The 19,217-nt window shown below is 48.0% G+C and carries 17 protein-coding genes; 10 read left to right on the forward strand and 7 right to left on the reverse strand.

Annotated features, from left to right (window positions below; translation table 11 throughout):
* The first annotated feature begins 110 nt into the window (after positions 1-110).
* The 8 genes from B2Q61_RS01900 (at position 111) to B2Q61_RS01935 (ending at position 6,126) form a co-directional block, all read left to right on the forward strand.
* Positions 111-734 carry a LysE family translocator gene (locus B2Q61_RS01900; protein WP_290616334.1) on the forward strand — a complete coding sequence of 208 codons (624 nt, stop codon included), beginning with the start codon at positions 111-113 and terminating at the stop codon, positions 732-734.
* A gap of 19 nt (positions 735-753) precedes the next feature.
* Entirely contained in the window at positions 754-1,287 is a 534-nt protein-coding gene (locus tag B2Q61_RS01905) for a hypothetical protein (RefSeq protein WP_290616332.1), read from the forward strand.
* Positions 1,281-1,649, forward strand: coding sequence for a hypothetical protein (locus B2Q61_RS01910; RefSeq protein WP_290616330.1), 369 nt, complete (start codon positions 1,281-1,283; stop codon positions 1,647-1,649). Before B2Q61_RS01905 ends, B2Q61_RS01910 begins: the two co-directional genes overlap by 7 nt.
* A gap of 20 nt (positions 1,650-1,669) precedes the next feature.
* A complete protein-coding gene (earP, locus tag B2Q61_RS01915; RefSeq protein ID WP_290616328.1) occupies positions 1,670-2,869 on the forward strand; it encodes an elongation factor P maturation arginine rhamnosyltransferase EarP in 1,200 nt (399 codons plus the stop codon).
* Positions 2,870-2,885: 16 nt separating this feature from the next.
* Positions 2,886-3,443, forward strand: coding sequence for an elongation factor P (efp, locus tag B2Q61_RS01920; protein ID WP_290610751.1), 558 nt, complete (start codon positions 2,886-2,888; stop codon positions 3,441-3,443).
* 74 nt (positions 3,444-3,517) lie between these two features.
* Positions 3,518-3,994, forward strand: a complete 477-nt coding sequence (locus B2Q61_RS01925) for a DUF1456 family protein (RefSeq protein WP_290616326.1) — start codon at positions 3,518-3,520, stop codon at positions 3,992-3,994.
* Positions 3,995-3,998: 4 nt separating this feature from the next.
* Positions 3,999-4,553, forward strand: a complete 555-nt coding sequence (locus B2Q61_RS01930) for a PH domain-containing protein (protein ID WP_290616324.1) — start codon at positions 3,999-4,001, stop codon at positions 4,551-4,553.
* Positions 4,537-6,126 (forward strand): PH domain-containing protein, encoded by a 1,590-nt coding sequence (locus B2Q61_RS01935; RefSeq protein WP_290616322.1) that lies wholly within the window; start codon positions 4,537-4,539, stop codon positions 6,124-6,126. Before B2Q61_RS01930 ends, B2Q61_RS01935 begins: the two co-directional genes overlap by 17 nt.
* Before the next feature lie 25 nt (positions 6,127-6,151).
* On the opposite strand, the gene B2Q61_RS01940 is transcribed toward B2Q61_RS01935, so the two are convergent.
* The 5 genes from B2Q61_RS01940 to B2Q61_RS01960 form a co-directional block, all read right to left on the reverse strand.
* A complete protein-coding gene (locus tag B2Q61_RS01940) occupies positions 6,152-6,814 on the reverse strand; it encodes an exonuclease domain-containing protein (protein WP_290616320.1) in 663 nt (220 codons plus the stop codon).
* Positions 6,815-6,816: 2 nt separating this feature from the next.
* Positions 6,817-8,643, reverse strand: coding sequence for a DUF294 nucleotidyltransferase-like domain-containing protein (locus B2Q61_RS01945; RefSeq protein ID WP_290616317.1), 1,827 nt, complete (start codon positions 8,641-8,643; stop codon positions 6,817-6,819).
* Between the two features lie 27 nt (positions 8,644-8,670).
* Positions 8,671-9,198, reverse strand: coding sequence for a hypothetical protein (locus B2Q61_RS01950; protein ID WP_290616315.1), 528 nt, complete (start codon positions 9,196-9,198; stop codon positions 8,671-8,673).
* 100 nt (positions 9,199-9,298) lie between these two features.
* Positions 9,299-11,080: a sodium:solute symporter family protein gene (locus B2Q61_RS01955; RefSeq protein ID WP_290616313.1), complete on the reverse strand. Its 1,782-nt coding sequence runs from the start codon at positions 11,078-11,080 to the stop codon at positions 9,299-9,301.
* Positions 11,081-11,085: 5 nt separating this feature from the next.
* A complete protein-coding gene (locus B2Q61_RS01960) occupies positions 11,086-11,349 on the reverse strand; it encodes a DUF4212 domain-containing protein (RefSeq protein ID WP_046553731.1) in 264 nt (87 codons plus the stop codon).
* A gap of 156 nt (positions 11,350-11,505) precedes the next feature.
* Between B2Q61_RS01960 and B2Q61_RS01965 the strand changes: the two genes are divergently transcribed.
* On the forward strand, positions 11,506-15,057 hold the full coding sequence (locus B2Q61_RS01965; protein ID WP_290616311.1) for a PAS domain-containing hybrid sensor histidine kinase/response regulator: 3,552 nt from the start codon (positions 11,506-11,508) through the stop codon (positions 15,055-15,057).
* 17 nt (positions 15,058-15,074) lie between these two features.
* Here the strand turns inward: B2Q61_RS01965 and B2Q61_RS01970 are convergent, their stop codons facing one another.
* Positions 15,075-15,749 carry a LuxR C-terminal-related transcriptional regulator gene (locus B2Q61_RS01970; RefSeq protein WP_290616309.1) on the reverse strand — a complete coding sequence of 225 codons (675 nt, stop codon included), beginning with the start codon at positions 15,747-15,749 and terminating at the stop codon, positions 15,075-15,077.
* Between the two features lie 103 nt (positions 15,750-15,852).
* Entirely contained in the window at positions 15,853-17,808 is a 1,956-nt protein-coding gene (gene acs / locus B2Q61_RS01975) for an acetate--CoA ligase (RefSeq protein ID WP_290616307.1), read from the reverse strand.
* A 231-nt stretch (positions 17,809-18,039) separates the two neighbouring features.
* On the opposite strand from acs, the gene B2Q61_RS01980 reads away from it, so the two are divergent.
* Complete coding sequence (locus B2Q61_RS01980) at positions 18,040-19,203, forward strand: DcaP family trimeric outer membrane transporter (protein ID WP_290616305.1); 1,164 nt, start codon at positions 18,040-18,042, stop codon at positions 19,201-19,203.
* The last annotated feature ends 14 nt before the right edge of the window (positions 19,204-19,217 follow it).

Genomic DNA, 19,217 nt, shown 5'->3' on the forward strand with positions numbered 1-19,217 from the left:
CTGATCTATAACAATTTTTTCAAAAAAGTTATCCTCGATAAACTGGGTTATTGCAGCGCTGAGTCTGATATCATCAGAGCAGATGCCGATCCGCTAAACTGAGGCCATATATGGAATTATTTCTGGCAGTATTGTTTTTTGCATTTTCAACTACCATCACCCCCGGCCCTAATAATGTAATGATTATGTCTTCGGGTGTGAATTACGGTGTCAAACAAAGCATGCCACACTGGCTGGGGATTTGTTTTGGTTTTCCGCTGATGGTACTTTTGGTCGGTTTAGGGTTCGGTGTAATATTTGATCGCTATCCGCATTTGCATCAGTTAATCAAAATAGTCGGCACCTTGTACTTAATCTGGTTAGCCTGGCGCATTGCCAGTGCCCGGCCTGAAACGATTGCTACCGGCAAGAGTAAGCCGTTCACTTTTTTGCAAGCTGCATTGTTTCAATGGGTTAACGGTAAAGCCTGGGTTATGGCCTCTGGTGCAGTTGCCGCGTTCACATCAGTCTCCGGCGTGTACTGGTTTCAGGTGGTCTTAATCACTTTGGCTTTTTTAGTGATGGCTTTTCCCTGCGTGGGCGTCTGGCTGGTATTTGGCGCAGGTTTACGTAAAGTACTGACCCAGCCAATGTTTCAGCGGATGTTTAATATCTTTATGGGGGCCATTTTGTTGTTATCCGTGCTGCCGGTTGTTGCTGAGATCTGGCGCTACTACTTCACAGCGGCAAGTTAATGCTGCTAAGGTAACCGTTATGAACGGGTCTGAAGAGAAAATAAAGCTGGAGCATGAGGCCGCCCGGATTTTTATGCGCCGCTACCAGCAGCGCTTTGGGATTAAGATGCGCCATATCTGGCACAATGAACCCGCCAGACCAGATGTGTCATGCTACTATGAAAACAGTAAGCTGGATTTAGAAATTGCCCATCTGTATGGTAGTGAAGCAGAGGCGATGCATATTCTGGGACGGGCAATCAGCATAGAAACGCATCGCGAGCTGATGGCGTTGCTGCGAACGCCGCCTGAGCACCGGTTGCTGACCGCGCTTAACCGGATTATCAGCAGTAAGGCGCAAAAGCATTATCAAAGCGACAATGTATGGCTGGTGATCCGCAATGCCAATCCGTTATGGACCCGTCAGGATATGCTGTCGCACTGCGATAAACTGTATCTGCCGAAGTCTCATCCGTTTAAGCAAATCTGGTTGGTGGGAGATATGGCCGGGGAGTCAGGTATTTTGCCACTATATCCTCCTGCATTGCGACAGCAAGAGGTGAATCAATGTTAAATTTTTATCATACGCTGGCTAGAAAGCTCAAACCATGGCAACCGCTGTGGTTATTATTGGCTCTGGCCAGTCTGGTTTGGCTGGGTTATTTGTTGTTGCTGGCACCCGTCGCAGTAAGCCAGCGCTGGCAGTTAACCGCAACGGTATGTTTCGCGTTTGCGCTTAATGTGATGTTGTTAACGCTACTGTTTGCACAGCCTGCAACGAATGCCGTCGCCACTGATTTTTGGGACAGACTGCAAAACCGGCTGCGTTATGCTGGCCGATATCTGCTTGGCTGTTTGGTCACTGTGTTATTTCTGTTAATTGTATGGCTGTTTCTGCGTATCGCACTGGGTATAATCGTACCATTACTATTTTGAACCAGTTGGCAGGGCGAGCGTTGCAGCATTCTAATCAATCAGCTCCTGGTGGAATATGGCGTATATTCTGCTCGGTAGTGGATAATTTTGGTGATATTGGTATTTGTTGGCGCATCAGTCGCCAGCTGGTGGCAGAACATGGTCTGAGGGTGCAACTATGGGTTGATGATTTAACCAGTTTTCAGCGTATTTGTCCGCAGATTAAGCCCGAACTGGCTAGACAGTCAGTACTTGGGGTTGAGATATGTTATTGGCCCCCTGCAACAGAATTTGCAGTTGACTGGCAGCAATTAGCCCCGGCCACTGTGGTAGTTGAAGCATTGGCATGTACTATTCCTGTTGCTTACAAGCAGCATATGGCAAGCCAGCAACCGCCACCACTTTGGATAAATCTTGAATATTTATCCGCAGAGAGTTGGGTTGAAGGTTGCCACGGCCTGAATTCACCGCAACCTGATCTCGCTGTTCATAAATACTTTTTTTTCCCGGGATTCACCGAACTTACCGGTGGCTTACTCTATGAGCAAGGCTTGGTACAGCAACTTTCCAGCTTTAATGCCTCGGATCAGGCCCAAACCGAATTCTGGCAGCAAATAGGAATTGACCATACAGATTTTCAATTAAAAGTGTCGATGTTTGCGTATAGTCATGTCCATATTTATGAGCTGCTACAGCAATGGCAGCAGCATCCCGCTAAGGTATTGTGCGTTATCCCACATGGCGATCTTGCTACCGAGCTCGCTGCACAATATCCAGAGCTGCTAAGTGGCAATGTCGTGCAATTTGATAATCTGAGCTTAAAAGTTATCCCGTTTTTAGCGCAGCCCGATTATGATTTGTTGCTGGCAGTTTGTGATGTTAATTTCGTCAGAGGGGAGGACTCGATAATTCGGGCGCATTGGGCTGGTAAGCCATTTGTATGGCAAATTTACCGGCAGCAGGAAAACACTCATCTGCTTAAACTGCAGGCGTTTCTTGACCGCTACTGTCGCCAGATGCCAGAGCAGCTTAGTAAGCCCGTGCAGCAGTTTTATCTGGCTTGGAATACCCATAGTAATCTGACACTAAACTGGCAGCAATTTTATCCATTGCTATCCGAAATTGCAGAGTATAACCAGCAATGGCGTCAACAATTACTGGCAAATGGAGATCTTGCCAGCAACCTCGTGCACTTTGCTAAAAAAAAATTTATAATAACGCCCAATTTTTCCCAACAATGAAGATATTTCAATAATGATGAAAACAGCCCAAGAACTGCGCGCTGGCCAGGTAATTATGGTTGGCACTGAACCGATGGTAATTTTAAAAGCCGAATTCAATAAATCCGGCCGTAACTCTGCCGTGGTTAAAATGAAAATGAAAAACCTGCTGAATGCTCAGGGCATGGAAACGGTTTACCGTGCTGATGACAAATTTGAGCAGGTTCTGCTGGAAACCAAAGAGGTTACCTATTCTTATTTCTCTGATCCAATGTATGTATTTATGGATTCTGAGTATAACCAATACGAAATTGAAGCAGAAAACATGACTGAAGCGCTTAAATACCTGACTGACGGTATGGAGTGTTCAGTGGTATTCTACAACGAGCGGGCTATTTCTGTAGATTTACCTACTGTTGTAGTACGTGAAGTGGTTTACACCGAACCGGCTGCCAAAGGCGATACCTCTGGTAAAGTGATGAAGCCAGCGAAACTGGATACTGGCTTTGAACTGATGGTGCCTGCGTTTGTTGAAATTGGTGATAAAATCGAAATTGACACCCGTACTGATGAATACCGGAGCCGCGCGAAGTAATTTCGCACGTTAACCATTACAAAGGGCGCGTTCTGCGCCTTTTGTTGTTTTACAGCCTATAACAGGATTGCACTGTGACCAATAATGACGTGTTACGCCGCTTGCGGTATGCCTTCGAATACAACAATAGCACCATGAGCGATATTATGGCGCTTGGCGGTCAGACGCCAAGCCGTGAGCAGATGATTGGCTGGTTGAGTAAGGATGATGAAAGCGACTTTGGCGCCATGGCTGATATCGATCTTGCCCGTTTTTTAAACGGTCTTATTGTCCATAAGCGTGGTCGTAAAGATGGACCACAACCTGAGCCAGAGCAGCGGTTGAACAATAATATTATTTTCCGCAAGCTTAAAATCGCGCTGGATTTTAAAGATGACGATATTATGGCGGTGATGGCGCTGGCCGATTTCAGATTGAGTAAGCCAGAGTTAAGCGCATTTTTCCGCCGCGCCGACCATAAACATTTCCGGGTATGTCAGGACCAGGTGCTTCGCAATTTCATCAAAGGCTTGCAACTGAAATTTCGCCCTGATACTCAAGCGCAGGAGTAACTGCATGCATCCCGCTGACAGCTTCAGCAATCTGCAATTGCGCAGTGAGCAACTCACTCCTCTGCAGGGCTTGCTGTTGGAGCCCTTAGCCAGACGCTATCGGCTGCTGCGCCAGGGCGTTAATGCTGTTTTTTTTATACTGGTGTGGTCATTGCTGTTGGGGTTGTATCTGCAACCCTGGTGGCCGTTATCAGTTGCGATATCCGATGCCTCGTACCATGGCCTTTGGATTGTCCCGTTACTGGGTTTGCTGCGGGCGCTGTATTGCTGGCAGGCCGACAAACACAAATTGTTTGCGCTACGTGAACACGATATCAGTTATAAATCGGGTATTTTCTTTCAGGCAATGATCACGCAACCAGTCGTCCGGATCCAGCATATCGAGCTAAAGCAAGGGCCGCTGGAACGCAAAACGGCACTGGCTCGTTTACAACTGTTCAGTGCCGGTGGTGCTATGCACACCTTTGAAATCCCTGGACTGCAGCTGGAACAGGCTCAGCAAATCCGCCAGTTTGTATTGCAGCATAAGGATGCATTGCAAGATGAACAACAACAGTGAGGCTAAGGTCGCGACCCAATCTGACCACGTGCCAGGGATACCCGACCTGGAACAAGACGACGGTCAGGGGCAATGGCAACGGGTATCACCGATTGCCATTTTATATTTCGCAGTGGCAGTGTTACGTTTTTTTATTGGTCAGTTAGTTTATCTTATTCCCCCTTTTATTCTGCTGTTTAACCGGATTAAAGATAACCCTGGCCTGGCTATTGGCTTGCTCAGTGGCGTGTTATTGTTGGTTGTTGTCTCGGCAATCCTGAAATTTTATTATTTCCAATACCGGCTTTCGGCCGGGACGGTAGAAATCCGCTCCGGTGTTATCAGTAAAAAATATCTTAATCTACCATTTAACCGGATCCAGAATATTAAACTGGAGCAACCCATTTTCTACCGGCCGGCAGATTATGTGTGTTTACAGCTCGATACCGCGGGCTCGGTGCAACAGGAAGCCAGGTTAGTCGCGCTAAGCCGACCTTTTGCCGAAGCTTTGAAAAAACATATTCTGGCGTTTCATCAGCAGGCTGCCACCATGGCTGAACATGCTGCCAGGGATGACGTGATACCTGCCACTACGGCAGAAACTGAACAGCTATTGAATCAGCGCAGTTTGCGCGATTTAATTATTCACGGCATCAGTAATAATCGGATCTGGCTATTTTTAGGTTTGGCCGCGCCGTTTTATAATCAGCTGGCGGACAAAATTCTCGATGGGTTGTTGCAGGTGGGTATTGATATACCTGCCATGTTTGACCCAACCCAGCAATCCTGGATGATTATTGGCTTGTATGCGCTGTCGTTAACCATGTTTATCATGTTACTCCTGACCCTGTTTTCAGTGTTCGGTTCGGTTTTGTCGTTTTACGGTTATACCCTGCATAAAAAGCAGGATAATTATATCCGGCGCAGTGGTTTGCTTACCCGGCATGAAGTGAGTATGCGGCTGTCAAGATTGCAACAGGTGGCTTTGAAACGCGACTGGCTGGATATGGTGCTGGGCAGAGTTAATCTGAGTTTCGAACAAATTAATGGTCAGCAACAATTTGCTACCGAACAAAAAATTATGGTGCCTTCGGTCACACCGGCTGAGGCGAGTGCCTTATTAAGCAATGCTTACCCCGATAATCAACTGCGCAATATCGAATTTAATGCGATTAGCCGGCGTTTTATCTGGCGCAATATTGTGTTGTTCTGGATACCTGCGGCCATTATTGGTCCGGTTATGCTTTGGCTGCAACAACAGCCGCAACTGGCGGCACTTAGCGTCATACCGCTAACGTTCTGGGCGCTGTTAATTGTGATGCGCTGGTACCGTTATGGTTATGCGCAGGATGATATTTATTATTATCTTCGTCGCGGTTATTTTGGCGTGGACTACTATTGTTTCGCCAAATATAAATTGCAGCAGGTCCAGTACAAACAAAGTTGGCTGATGCGCCGGCCCGGACTTTGTACCGTTAAGCTGCTCACGGCTTGTGGAGCGTTGGAGATACCTTTTGTCAAAGAGGCTGATGGCAGGGCATTGCTGGAGCAGGGCCTGTGGCAAATGCAGCGTAGCAAAAAAGCCTGGATGTAATTTGCTATAACCATAATAAGGCATACTAACGGCTTTGGAGCTGTAAATCGGCCAGCGTAATGTCGGCATGACTATGTTTAAGCTGGCTCAACAACAGTAAGGCACAACTATACGCATCTGCCAAGGCATGATGCTGATCACTTTGTGGCAATTTATGCCGCTGCAAACACTGGGGCAGGCGTAAGGCGTCTGTTTTCATCACAATGCCCTGTTTGTGCAGCCGGTAAAGCTCCATGTTCAGGGTGTCGATAAAACTGAATTTTGCCGCTTTGCCGAAGATCCGCTGGCAGGCTACTTCCAGAAAACGTAAATCCAGCTGACAGTGGTGCGCCACAAAAATATAACCCGCATAAGTCTGCATCAGCTCGGTTAGCACTTCAGCCAGATCCCGAGCTTGCTTGAAATCCTTGTCGTGCAAGCCATGAAATATCGCACTCTGGCCGACACTAACCGGACTGTGAACCAGATAATGCCGGGCTTCGCTCAGTACGATTTCATATTGTCGCACCGGCACCCAGCCCAGGCTGAGAATATGATCCTGTCTGGCATTTAAGCCTGTCAGCTCCAGATCAACGACCAGAAAAGGGCAGTCGGCGGCCCTGACAGATCCAGCAGGTAGCGTCGTCTGATTAAAGGCCTGCACAATGTGACTCAGTGGAGTGGTTTTATTAGCTAACCAGCTTAGCATTGTTATAAATCCCGGCAAAAACGATGTTTAAGCGATGACTGGGCATCATTAATTACGGTAAGGCTATCTTTAAGTTGGTGCCGTTGCAGGCCAGATAGCACATTAGGGTCCAGTAAATTACTGACGTCATGACCCTGGAGCAAATCATGCTGATGCTTGTCCCAGCGAAGTTGTGTCAGCACGTCAAAGGCATCGGATAAATTCTGGGTGTCTTTGCTATCCATCACTCCGTTATTAGCCAGTTGCACTAAACGTTGGCGGGTATTAATTTCACTAATCCCGGCTGATAGTGCATACACTCTGACAATATCGGTGATTAAACTGATCCCTCGCTTTTTTAAATCCAGGCCTTTTTTCTGTTTACCGTCGTGTTCCAGAATAAAGTTTCTTAGAAAACTTAATGGCGCACTGCGTTGCAAGGCTGTTTGCGCTAAATGATATAAAAATAACGGATTATCACTGGTTTTTGCCAAAATATCCTGCTGTAAGGCATTAAATAATCCTTTACTGCCTTCGATAACCCGTAGGTCAAAAAAGATACTGGATTTTAGCAGCGCTTGCGGAGTAGGGGTGGTGACCCACCTGGCAAATTGACCAGACCAGCCTTTTAAACTTAAGCGCAAATCACTGTTGGATGCCATGATATTGCCCGGGCATAAAATAATGCCGCAGCGCGCTAAACCCTGACAGACAAAGTCGGCCAGAGCGGCAAAATAAGTGGCTACCTCAGCCACCGGCTCTTTTTCCAGCAATAAGGCATTGTCCTGATCGGCATTTAGGCTTTGATCCATCCGGCCTTGCGAGCCAAAGGCCAACCAGCTGAACACGCAGGGCGGCGGGCCAAGTTCGAGTTGAGCCAGGGCAATTAAGCGTTGAGTCAATGCATCAGTAATGGTAGTAATAATATGACCAGCTTCATGCGCCGGCACCTGTTGTTTACCCAGCGTCAGCGCCAGGCTACTGATCTGACTGGCACAGTGCTCCAGACCATCAATACTGGTCTGGCGATGAATTTCGCCAATCAGATACACCGGGTGATCTTGTTGCGAGCGAATAATATCGGTTGCCGTGATCATCGAATAGCTTTGTTGTTTATCTAATACCGGCAAATGATGCACGTTATGCCGGCTCATCAGTTGTACTGCTTCGAACAGATAAGCATGTTTGTCGATGCTATAGGGTTTGGCCGTCATGACTTGCCGCACTGGCGTTTGCGCCGGTAAGTCTGCCGCCAGCACTCTGCTGCGTAAGTCACGGTCGGTGACAATGCCGATAAGCTGCTCATTTTGCTCTACCAATAATGACGACACCCGTTTTTCAGTCATTAAAGCCGCAGCTTGTTGCACACTTTGCTCACCGTCAATAGCAATTTTCCGGGCCTGAACGATGTCACTTATTTTCAGGGTAAAGCGCAAGTTTTGTTGCTGGGCTTTATATTGGTGCAGACGCCGGCTGAACAGGCGTTGAAAGAAAATATCGATATTTTTGTACTGATAACGCAGTTGATGAAAAGCATCGGCAGGTAACCAGTAGACCAGGCCGTCTTCTTCACACACCAGACTGTCGTTGTCACTCAGCCCGGTTAATAATAATTGATAGCCGTAAAAATCTCCCTGTTCCAGCTTGGTCAATAACGTTTGCTGGTCACTGTACAGGGCAAAAATACCGGTGCGGACAATCATTAATCGTTCAGTGTTAAGTTGAACTGTTTCACCATTCTGACAATAATAAACACTGATATTAGCAGCCAGACTGGCCAGCCGGGCTGCGTCAAGCTGGTCAAATGGGGTAGTACCAGCTAAAAAGGTTGTAACCTCAGCGACTTCCATAAGACCTCTGGATAAATTAAAAGTAAGTTACACGGTCTGGCGTTGGCATAACGTCAACAGCAAAGGGTCATTTATATCTAATTTATGCCATACCTTGCCAACGGCTTCACCTGGAGCGGGGATGCGCAGCTGCTCAGTAAAATCTGTCCGGGCATGCTGCTGGCAATGAACAACCTGTGGTACCCGCTTCGCAGACAGGCGACGCTCAAAGAAATACAGATCAACCAGCCAGATCGCCTCATTGCGCTGATTGGGCGCGGCATTAGCTATATCGGCAGCAATAAAGCGTAAGGTTTGTGGATGCAGATAACTCCAGGGCCGCCAGAAAGACTGCTGTTCGACGGTGCGTACAACTACCACGCCATCGGGTAACAGGCTTGCCTGATGTTGATACCAGCTGTATTCACTTTGCACCTGAAAGCCCAACATACCCAACCCGGCAAAAGCGGGGACAAGCCAGCGTGGCGCTTTTTTTCTACTGATAAAACGAATAGCCAGGGCAATACCCGCAGCTCCTAAACCGGCAACAATGGTGGCAATTAACTCCCACAACATAACGTATTCCTGCTTATAGTGTGTTTTTAAAACGGCGGGCTTTCAAATGAAAGCCCGCTACTACTTTAACTATTTTCTTAACTTTATTGTTAACTATAGCTTAGTGGTCTGTTGCCTTACCAGCACCCCGCGGGAAACGCACGCTTTCGACCAGTTCCTGAATCCGCACCGGTGGTGGTGCAGTCAGAGCTGAGACTGTGAAAGCGACGGCGAAGTTGATCATGGCACCTACCGCACCAAACGACAGCGGCGAAATGCCAAAGCCTGTACCACCAAACAACCAATTTTGCGGAATATTCTCAAAGGTGGCGGTGCCAGGAATAAAGAACCAACCCAGGTAAAGGAAGATATACACACAGGTCGATATTAACCCTGCCAGCATACCGGCAATGGCACCTTTGTTATTAACCCGCTTGGAGAAAATACCCATCATCAGCGCCGGGAAGATTGACGCAGCGGCAATACCGAAGGCCAGAGCAACCGTTTGTGCAGCGAAGCCGGGGGGATTCATGCCGAGCCAGGTAGCTACTACAATAGCCACCCCCATTGAAATACGGGCTGCCATTAACTCCCCTTTCTCGCTGATATCCGGTTTAATCGAGCCTTTAATTAAGTCGTGACTAATCGCAGACGAGATGGCCAGCAACAATCCAGCTGCCGTGGATAACGCAGCAGCAAGACCACCAGCAGCAATTAAACCAATAACCCAGCCTGGCAGGTTGGCAATTTCAGGATTAGCCAGTACCAGAATATCGTTATTTACCACCAATTCATTACCGTTCCAGCCCCGCTCGGATGCGGTGGCAGCAAATGCCGGCGTATCATTATAAACCTGGATACGACCATCATTGTTTTTGTCGGTAAACTGAATTAAACCAGTGGTTTCCCAGGTTTTCATCCAATCTGGACGTTCGGCATACTGAATAGAGTCAGCCGTTGGTCCTGCCGGATAAATAGTATTCATCAGGTTTAAGCGCGCCATTGAAGCAACTGCTGGTGCAGTTAAGTATAGTAAGGCAATAAATACTAAGGCCCAGCCTGCAGACCAACGTGCATCGGCTACTTTAGGTACGGTAAAAAAGCGGATAATAACGTGGGGTAAACCTGCAGTGCCGATCATCAGTGACAAGGTAAACAGCACCATGTTCAGCTTGTTATCCACGTCAGCGGTGTAGTCACGAAAGCCAAGTTCACTAACAACCTGATCAAGTTTGGCCAACAATGGCATGCCAGATTCAGTATGCTCAGAAAATAATCCTATCGGCGGTAAAAAAGTATCGGTTAGCTGGAGTGAAATAAATACAGCCGGAATGGTATAGGCGATAATTAATACGACGTACTGTGCTACCTGGGTATAGGTAATGCCTTTCATGCCTCCCATAACCGCGTACAGGAAGACAATAACTGCGGCGATAATCAGTCCCATATCGCTACTGACTTCAAGGAAACGGGAAAACGCCACGCCGGCACCGGTCATCTGACCAATAACATAGGTAACAGAAGCAATTATCAAACAGGCTACCGCGACCAATCTAGCACCGGTACTGTAAAAACGATCACCGATAAAGTCCGGCACAGTGAACTTACCAAATTTACGTAAGTAAGGTGCCAGTAACATGGCCAGTAATACATAACCGCCAGTCCAGCCCATTAAAAAGGTAGAATTGGCATAGCCGCCGGCGGCAATTAAGCCAGCCATTGAAATAAATGACGCTGCGGACATCCAGTCGGCGGCGGTGGCCATACCGTTCATTACTGGGTTTACTCCGCCGCCAGCCACATAAAACTCTTTAGTGGTGCCGGCACGTGCCCAGATTGCGATTGCGATATAGAGGGCGAAGGAGCCGCCGACAAATATCAGGTTTATTGCAAATTGACTCATCCTGCTTACTCCTCGTCCACGCCAAATTCTTTATCAAGCTTGTTCATTCTCCAGGCATAGAAGAAGATCAAAACGATAAACGTTAAAATAGAACCTTGTTGCGCAAACCAGAAACCCAGGTCTGTGCCTCCAACCGCAATACCTGCTAACCATGGCCGCAGTAAAATGCCAAAGCCATAGGACACCAATGCCCATATCGCCAGACTGATAATGATCAAGCGCAGATTCGCTTGCCAGTATGCCTGGGCGTTACTTTTATGGTCCGCCATCATATTTCTCCTTTAGTTATTTTTATCGAGCATTGTTAATCTAGCAGTAGTTAACCGGGGCGCCAGCCCGACTTTAGTCGAAGCCTGACAGCCAAAGATTGACAGCAAGGGTTATTGCAGCCCAAAGTAGCGTTAATAAGTACTAAGGAGAATGCTGTGACAGCATGGACTGTCGCCTTATTGGCGCTAATTTATGTCGGGGGGTTGTTCTGGGTTGCGAACTGGGGTGAACGTCATGCCGATGACCGGCTTATACGAAAGTATGGGGGGCTTATTTATAGTCTGGCTCTGGCAGTGTACTGCACTTCCTGGACCTATTATGGTGCGGTGGGCACCGCGGTTACCCGTGGCTGGGATTATATCCCGATTTATCTTGGCCCCGTGCTACTGTTTATTTTTGGCCAGCCTTTTCTGTTTAAATTGCTGTATGTGTCAAAAAAGCAAAATGTAACCTCAATTGCCGACTTTATCTCTGCCCGCTATGGCAAGCGTAAAAATATTGCCATGTTCTCGGCCATTATTTGCCTGATTGTGGTGGTGCCCTATATTTCGTTGCAATTAAAAGCCGTGGCCAGTTCTTATCAGGTACTGCTCGGTGGTGATTTTTCCGACACTGCAAGTCATTGGTATCAGGACAGTGCCTTACTTAGCGCCATCGCCATGGCGTTTTTTGCCATTTTATTTGGTACCCGCAAATTACATTTAACTGAGCAGAATCGCGGCGTCATGGTCGCTATAGCCTTTGAATCTGTGGTTAAACTGTTTGCTTTACTCACTCTGGCCATCACGGTGTATGTGTTTATTCTGGATAAAGATCAGAATGTACTACGAGTGTTTGCTGAACATGCCGCTAATCAACAGACCCAGCACAGCACGTCTGGCATCATTGAATTTATTACCAAAACCATTCTGGCGATGGCTGCCGTATTTCTGCTTCCCCGTCAATTCCACGTCGCCTTTGTTGAAAATGTCTCGCATCATCATTTACGTCATGCCCGGCGCTGGTTTTCGGGCTATCTGCTGTTGGTTACTCTGGTGGTGGTGCCATTGGCAGTAGCCGGAATGCAGATGTTTCCCGGCATGGCGCAACAGGCTGATAGTTTCGTGTTATTGATCCCTGCACAGTCGGGCTGGAACAGTTTAAGTGCGCTGGTGTTTATTGGTGGTTTTTCCGCGGGCACCTCAATGATCATTATTGCCACGCTAGCGCTCAGTACCATGATCAGTAATGACGTGGTGATGCCTAGTTTGTTGCACTCCAGCCGGCGTAAACGCATCGCCCATGATTACAGTTTACTGATTATTCTGGTACGCAGGGCGATGATTCTGCTGGTGATGGGCTTATCGTATTTTTACTATCAGATATTTGCCCGCAATTATGAACTGGCTGAAACCGGTTTACTGGCATTTGCTCTGGCTATTCAACTGGCACCAGCGGTATTAGGCGGTCTGTATTGGCGCCGTGGTAATGCCTGGGGGGTTTATGCCGGTTTAGGCTTGGGGCTGGTGTTGTGGTTTTACACGCTTATGCTACCGCAACTGGTTAATGCCGGCGTAATCAATAGTGACATTATGCAGCAGGGGCTGTTGGGCGTGCCTTGGCTGTCGCCTACCGGCATGTTTGGCATTTCGCTCGATAGCTTAAGCCATGGGGTACTGTTGTCGTTAGGTTTTAATATTCTGGCGTATGTGATGGTATCGCTGTTCAGTAATGTCAACCTGCAAGATCGTTTGCAAGCCGTGGCGTTTGTTAAACCTAACTTACCTATCGATCATCAGGATACGCCAGCGCGCCGGATCCGTATTCACAATGCAGATTTAAAAATACTGCTGGAGCGGTTTGTTGGCAGCACCCGGGCCATTGAGTGTCTGGCAGAGTTTGGTCGTAAGCATAAACTCAGCCTGCAACTCGATGACTTACCTAGCGTTGGATTGGTTGAACATGTTGAACGTGAGCTTTCCGGTGTTATTGGTGCCTCATCAGCTTCGGCGATGGTTAACGCGGTGCTTGAAGGCCGCCAGCTTGGTTTTGAAGATGTGGTAACCCTGTTTGACGATACGACTCAGGCCATTCAGTTTTCCCGCAAAATACTGTTTTCCACATTGGAACACTTAAGTCAGGGGGTAAGTGTGGTTGACCGGGAGCTAAAACTGGTTGCCTGGAACAAAGCTTACCTGGAAATGTTCAGTTACCCGGAGGGCATGGTTCGGGTAGGGCGGCCAGTTGCCGATATTGTCCGGTTAAATGCTGAGCGGGGGCTTTGTGGGTCAGGCAATCCGGATGAGCATGTTGAAAAACGTATCGCCCATATGCAAAAAGGTACCGCCCATGTCTTTCAGCGCGTTCGTCCTGATGGCCGGGTGATTGAAATGCGCGGTAATCCTATTCCTGGCGGCGGCTTCGTGACCAGCTTTACTGATATCTCTGAGCATGTTAAAGCTGTGCAGGCATTGGCTGAGGCGAAACAACATCTGGAAGACCGAGTGCAGGAACGCACTCAGACTATCTCGGATATCAATCACGAACTGCTGGCGGAAGTCGGACGGCGCAGGGAAACCGAACTGCAGCTGTTACAAGCGAAAGCCGAAGCGGAAATGGCCAATGCATCGAAAACGCGCTTTCTGGCGCTTGCCAGCCACGATATTCTGCAGCCGCTAAACGCGGCCAGATTATTTGCCGCAGCGCTTGGTGGTGCTAAAGAGAAAGCGCAACAACATCTTATTCTAAGCCAACTTGATAATTCTTTAAAAGCCTCAGAAGAGCTAATTTCAACCTTACTGGAGATTGCCAAACTTGACGATGGCAAGTTGAAACCGGATGTCCATCCGGTGGCCTTGCAAGAGCTGCTGTCACAGCTGGCGGATGAATTCAGTTTAGTAGCCAGCCAGAAAGGCTTAAACCTGAAAGTCCGGATGACCGCGCACTATGTCCTGACTGACTCGACTTATTTGCGGCGAATCTTGCAAAATATGCTGTCAAATGCCCTGAAATATACGGTAAAGGGGCGAATTTTACTCGGTTGTAGAAAGCGTGCCGATACGGTGGTGATTCAGGTATGGGATACTGGCCCTGGCATTGCTCCTGATGACTTAGAACGGATTTTTGAAGATTTCTACCGGATAGATGCGACAGCAAAAGGCCAGCAAGGTGTTGGTCTCGGCTTAGGCGTAGTCCACAGAATGGCAAAATTACTGGGGCACCCGTTGCATGTTCGCTCGTGGCCAGGTCAGGGTACGTTGTTCAGTATTAGTTTGCCGCTGACGGATCAGCGCCAACGAGCCCTGTTGCCACTACCTGGAAAACAAGCGCAACGACCGTTGCCCGGATTAACAGTAGTATGTATTGATGATGATGTGGCTAACCTTGCTGCTTTGAAAGTATTGCTGGAGCAGTGGCAGATTGCGACGGTAAGCTGCTTTTATGATGAAGCCGAGTTGCTGGCATATGCCCGTGGTGCCCCTGCACCCGATGTGATGCTGATAGATTATCAGTTAGGCCAGCATGCCAATGGTCTTGATGTGTATCAGCAAATCAAAGCGTTCTGGGGTGAGGTTGGAGGCATTCTGGTTTCAGCATCGCCACAAGCAGATTTAGCGGCTCAGGCAAAAGCCGCGGGGTTAATGTATCTGGCTAAGCCGATTAAACCCGGCGCACTCAGAGCCAGCCTGAACCATTTTAAAATGCTTAAGCGTGCCAGACAGGAATAATCAGCAATCAGTGTCATTCAGTGCTGTTGCGCCATTGCCCGGTCTACCGGCGGCTCTAAGGTGAGTCGCTGCGCTTGAATGACCACCTGGGTGCGATTGGTGCAGCCCAGTTTGCGAAAAATAGCAGTAATATGCGCTTTAACCGTGGCTTCTGAAATATGCAGATCATAAGCAATTTGTTTATTCAGCCAACCTTCGGTTAAGTAATATAGCACTTTATATTGTTGCTGAGTAAGCTGCGCTACTTTAGCGGCCAGGTCTAAATCTTCGCCGGCACTTTGTTCCTGAAACACTGCTTTGTGCAGAGGCGCAGGCACCCAGAGCTCACCTGACAGCACAGCATTCAGCGCTGTACTGATATCCACTGGGTTAGCCGATTTGGGAATATAGGCCGACGCACCAAAGGCAATTACCCGGCGAATGACATCTAATTCTTCGCTGGCAGAAATAACGACTATTGGCAGGCTGGGATGGTTTTTACGCAACTGAATTAATCCCAGAAAACCGCAGTTACCAGGCATATGTAAATCCAGTAGCAACAAATCAGTATCGGGATGTTGCTCCAATGCAGTGCAGGTACTGTCGAAACTATCTGCTTCGATGGTCGCCTTGGTGACAAAAGTACTGCTTATCGCATTAATCAATGCGTTGCGAAACAACGGATGGTCGTCTGCAACAATAAGCTTTGTCATATAAATCCTCCGGTAAGATCCAGAATTGTAATTATAATAAAGGCCGCAATAGCGGCCTTTTTTGCTGCAACTGGAACAACGTTAAGTGTACGCTGTTTTTTCCTTATTGACGATTTAAACGGTTATTCACTAAAATTTCAACAACTGACGGGTCGGCCAGGGTTGAAATATCACCTAACTGATCATGCTCATTTGCGGCAATTTTGCGCAGGATGCGCCGCATAATTTTACCCGAGCGGGTTTTCGGTAAGCCTGCTGGTGCCCATTGCACCAGATCCGGGGTTGCGATAGGCGAAATTTCTTCCCTAACCCAGGCCCGGATGGCTTTCGTCAGTTCATCGCTGGGTTCAACGCCAACTCGTGGTGTAACATAAACATAAATACCCTGACCTTTAATAGGGTGCGGATAACCTACCACTGCCGCTTCTGCTATTGCCTCATGCGCGACTAGGCAGCTTTCAATTTCGGCAGTACCCAAACGATGGCCGGAAATATTTAATACATCATCTACCCGGCCGGTTAGCCAGTAATAACCATCTTCATCACGCCTTGCGCCATCGCCGGTAAAATACATGCCCGGATAAGTACTGAAATACGTCTGCTCAAAACGATCATGATCGCCATATAAGGTACGCATCTGGCCGGGCCAACTGTCCAGGATCACCAGATTACCAGTAGCGACACCATCAAGTTGCTTGCCTTCATTATCGAGAATTGCCGGTTTTATGCCGAAAAATGGCCGGGTGGCAGAGCCTGGTTTCAGTGCTGTTGCACCAGGTAACGGCGTAATTAAAATACCTCCGGTTTCAGTTTGCCACCAGGTATCGACGATAGGACACTGGCTATTACCCACCTTTTCGTAATACCAGTTCCAGGCTTCCGGGTTTATTGGCTCGCCGACGCTACCCAGAATTTTCAGCGAACTTAAGTTGGCACCTTCTACCGGGCTGTCACCATGGGCCATCAGTGCCCTAATTGCGGTAGGGGCAGTGTAAAGAATATTAACCTGATATTTATCAACAATTTGTGATATACGTTTAACGCTGGGGTAGGTTGGTACCCCTTCAAACATCACACTGCTGGCGCCGTTGGCCAGAGGGCCGTAAATAATGTAACTGTGACCGGTAACCCAGCCGACATCCGCTGCGCACCAGTAAATGTCACCGTCGTGATAATCAAATACGTACTGATGCGTCATCGCTGCATACACCAGATAACCGCCTGTGGTGTGTAATACGCCTTTGGGTTTACCGGTCGAGCCTGAGGTATAAAGAATAAACAGCGGATCTTCGGCATTCATTGGCTCTGGCTCACAGTGCTTACTCTGGCTGGCGACCAGCTCGTGGTACCAGACATCCCGCCCGGGATGAAAATCGATATTTTTAGCCACGTGTTTGACCACGATAACATTTTTCACCGGGCTGTCAGTGCCCAGATGGGCCAGCGCTGCATCAGTGTTATCTTTTAAGTGCGTTGCTCTGCTACCACGTAGTGCCTGATCAGAGGTAATAACCAGTTTTGAATCGCAATCAATAATCCGGCTGCCCAGCGCATCGGGTGAAAAGCCGGCAAAGACCACAGAATGGACCGCGCCAATCCGGGCGCAGGCTAATAAAGCGATGGCCGCCTCCGGGATCATCGGCAAATATATTGTTACCCGATCACCTTTATTCACCCCCAGCGATTTCATGCCATTTGCCAGCGCACACACCTGATCGTAAAGTTGCTGGTAGGTCACCGTCTTCTGCACCCCGGGTTCATCGCCTTCCCAGTAAAACGCAACCTGATCGGCTCTGTCAGCCAGGTGACGGTCTAAACAGTTATAACTGGCATTTAAGGTGCCGTCGCTATACCAGTTTACTTTAACCTTACCTAGCTCAAAACTGGTGTCTTTTATCTTGCTGTAGGGCGTGATCCAATCCAGACGCTTACCTTGCTCAGCCCAGAACTGTTCAGGCTGCTCAACCGACTGACGGTACATTTCCTGATAAATGTCATCGGTAATATGTGTATTGGCTTTGGCCTTAGCACTTACCGGATAAAGGCTTGGATGTGACATAGTTTCCCCTGTGGATCTGCAGTATTTATCTAAGTAATTATAACTGGTTACTTTCTATCGAATTGAGACGGCAATTGAAATTAGACCATAGTCTAGCCAAGCATTGCATATTGCGCTAACTGCGACTAAAGGCTAATTGCGAACTTACAGACTGTCACCCAAAGTTGTACCGTCAAAATTTAAATAACGCAAACCAGATGTTATTACAATAATAAAGATGGAGAACTTCAGATGAGACAGAGAAAGACCCTAAGTGCCCTGACTGCAGCCATTGTGCTGGCGTTGTCGGCTGGCAGTGTTCAGGCTAATGGTTTTAATATTGGCGACACTGATGTGACCTTCGGTGGCTACGTTAAACTTGACGCCATGTATACCGACAGCTCCGATGGCCAGATTGCAACCGGTATCGGCCGTGACTTTTACATCCCGAGCCTGACACCGGTTGGTGGTGCTGATGAGGGCGGGAGCTTTGATTTTCATGCCCGTCAGTCGCGTTTCTTCTTTAAAACGACAACCCAGCTGGAGAATGGCAAAACGCTAGGTGGCCACATTGAGCTGGATTTCCTGGCGACAGCGGGCGGAGATGAGCGGATCACCAACAGTTATTCTCCCCGGTTACGTCACGCCTTTATTACCTACGATGGTTGGTTATTCGGCCAAACCTGGTCCACTTTTATGGATTTAAGTGCGTTGCCGGATACCCTGGATTTTATCGGCAATACCGATGCCATGCCATTTGCGCGCCAGGCGCAAATCCGCTATACCAGTGGCAATTTTCAGGTGGCTATCGAGAATCCTGAAACCACGGTCACCCCTTTTGGTGGTGGCAGCCGGATCACCACTGATGATAACGCCACGCCGGATTTAGTCTTTAAATATGGCCAGAAGACCGAATGGGGTAACTGGTCCGTATCTGCTCTGGTGCGTCAATTGGCTTATGAAACAGCCACGATCGATACAACCACTTCAGCGTTTGGCGTAAGCGCTACGGCAAAAATAATGTTAGCTAATAATAATGATATCCGCTTAACCGCAACGACAGGCTCTGGTGTGGGGCGTTATATTGGTTTAAACACGGCAAACGGTGCGGTACTGGATAACACTAACGAGCTTGATGCTATCGACTCCACTGCATTTGCTGTGGCTTACCGGCATAACTGGAATAGCCAGTGGCGCAGCAATCTGGTGTATTCGATGTTAAGCGTGGATAACGATACTGCGCTAACGGGTGCCGGTGTAACCAAAACGACCAGTAGCTGGACCACTAACCTGATTTATCAGGCGGCTAAAAAGCTGATGTTTGGTATTGAATACAAATTTGCTAATCGCGAAGTAGAATCAGGTTTAGAAGGTGATATGAATCGTTTGCAGTTCAGTGCTAAGTACGATTTCTAATTAAAAAAACCAGC

The organism is Arsukibacterium sp. UBA5043, assembly GCA_002415085.1.
In the GTDB taxonomy this organism is placed as follows: domain Bacteria; phylum Pseudomonadota; class Gammaproteobacteria; order Enterobacterales; family Alteromonadaceae; genus Alishewanella.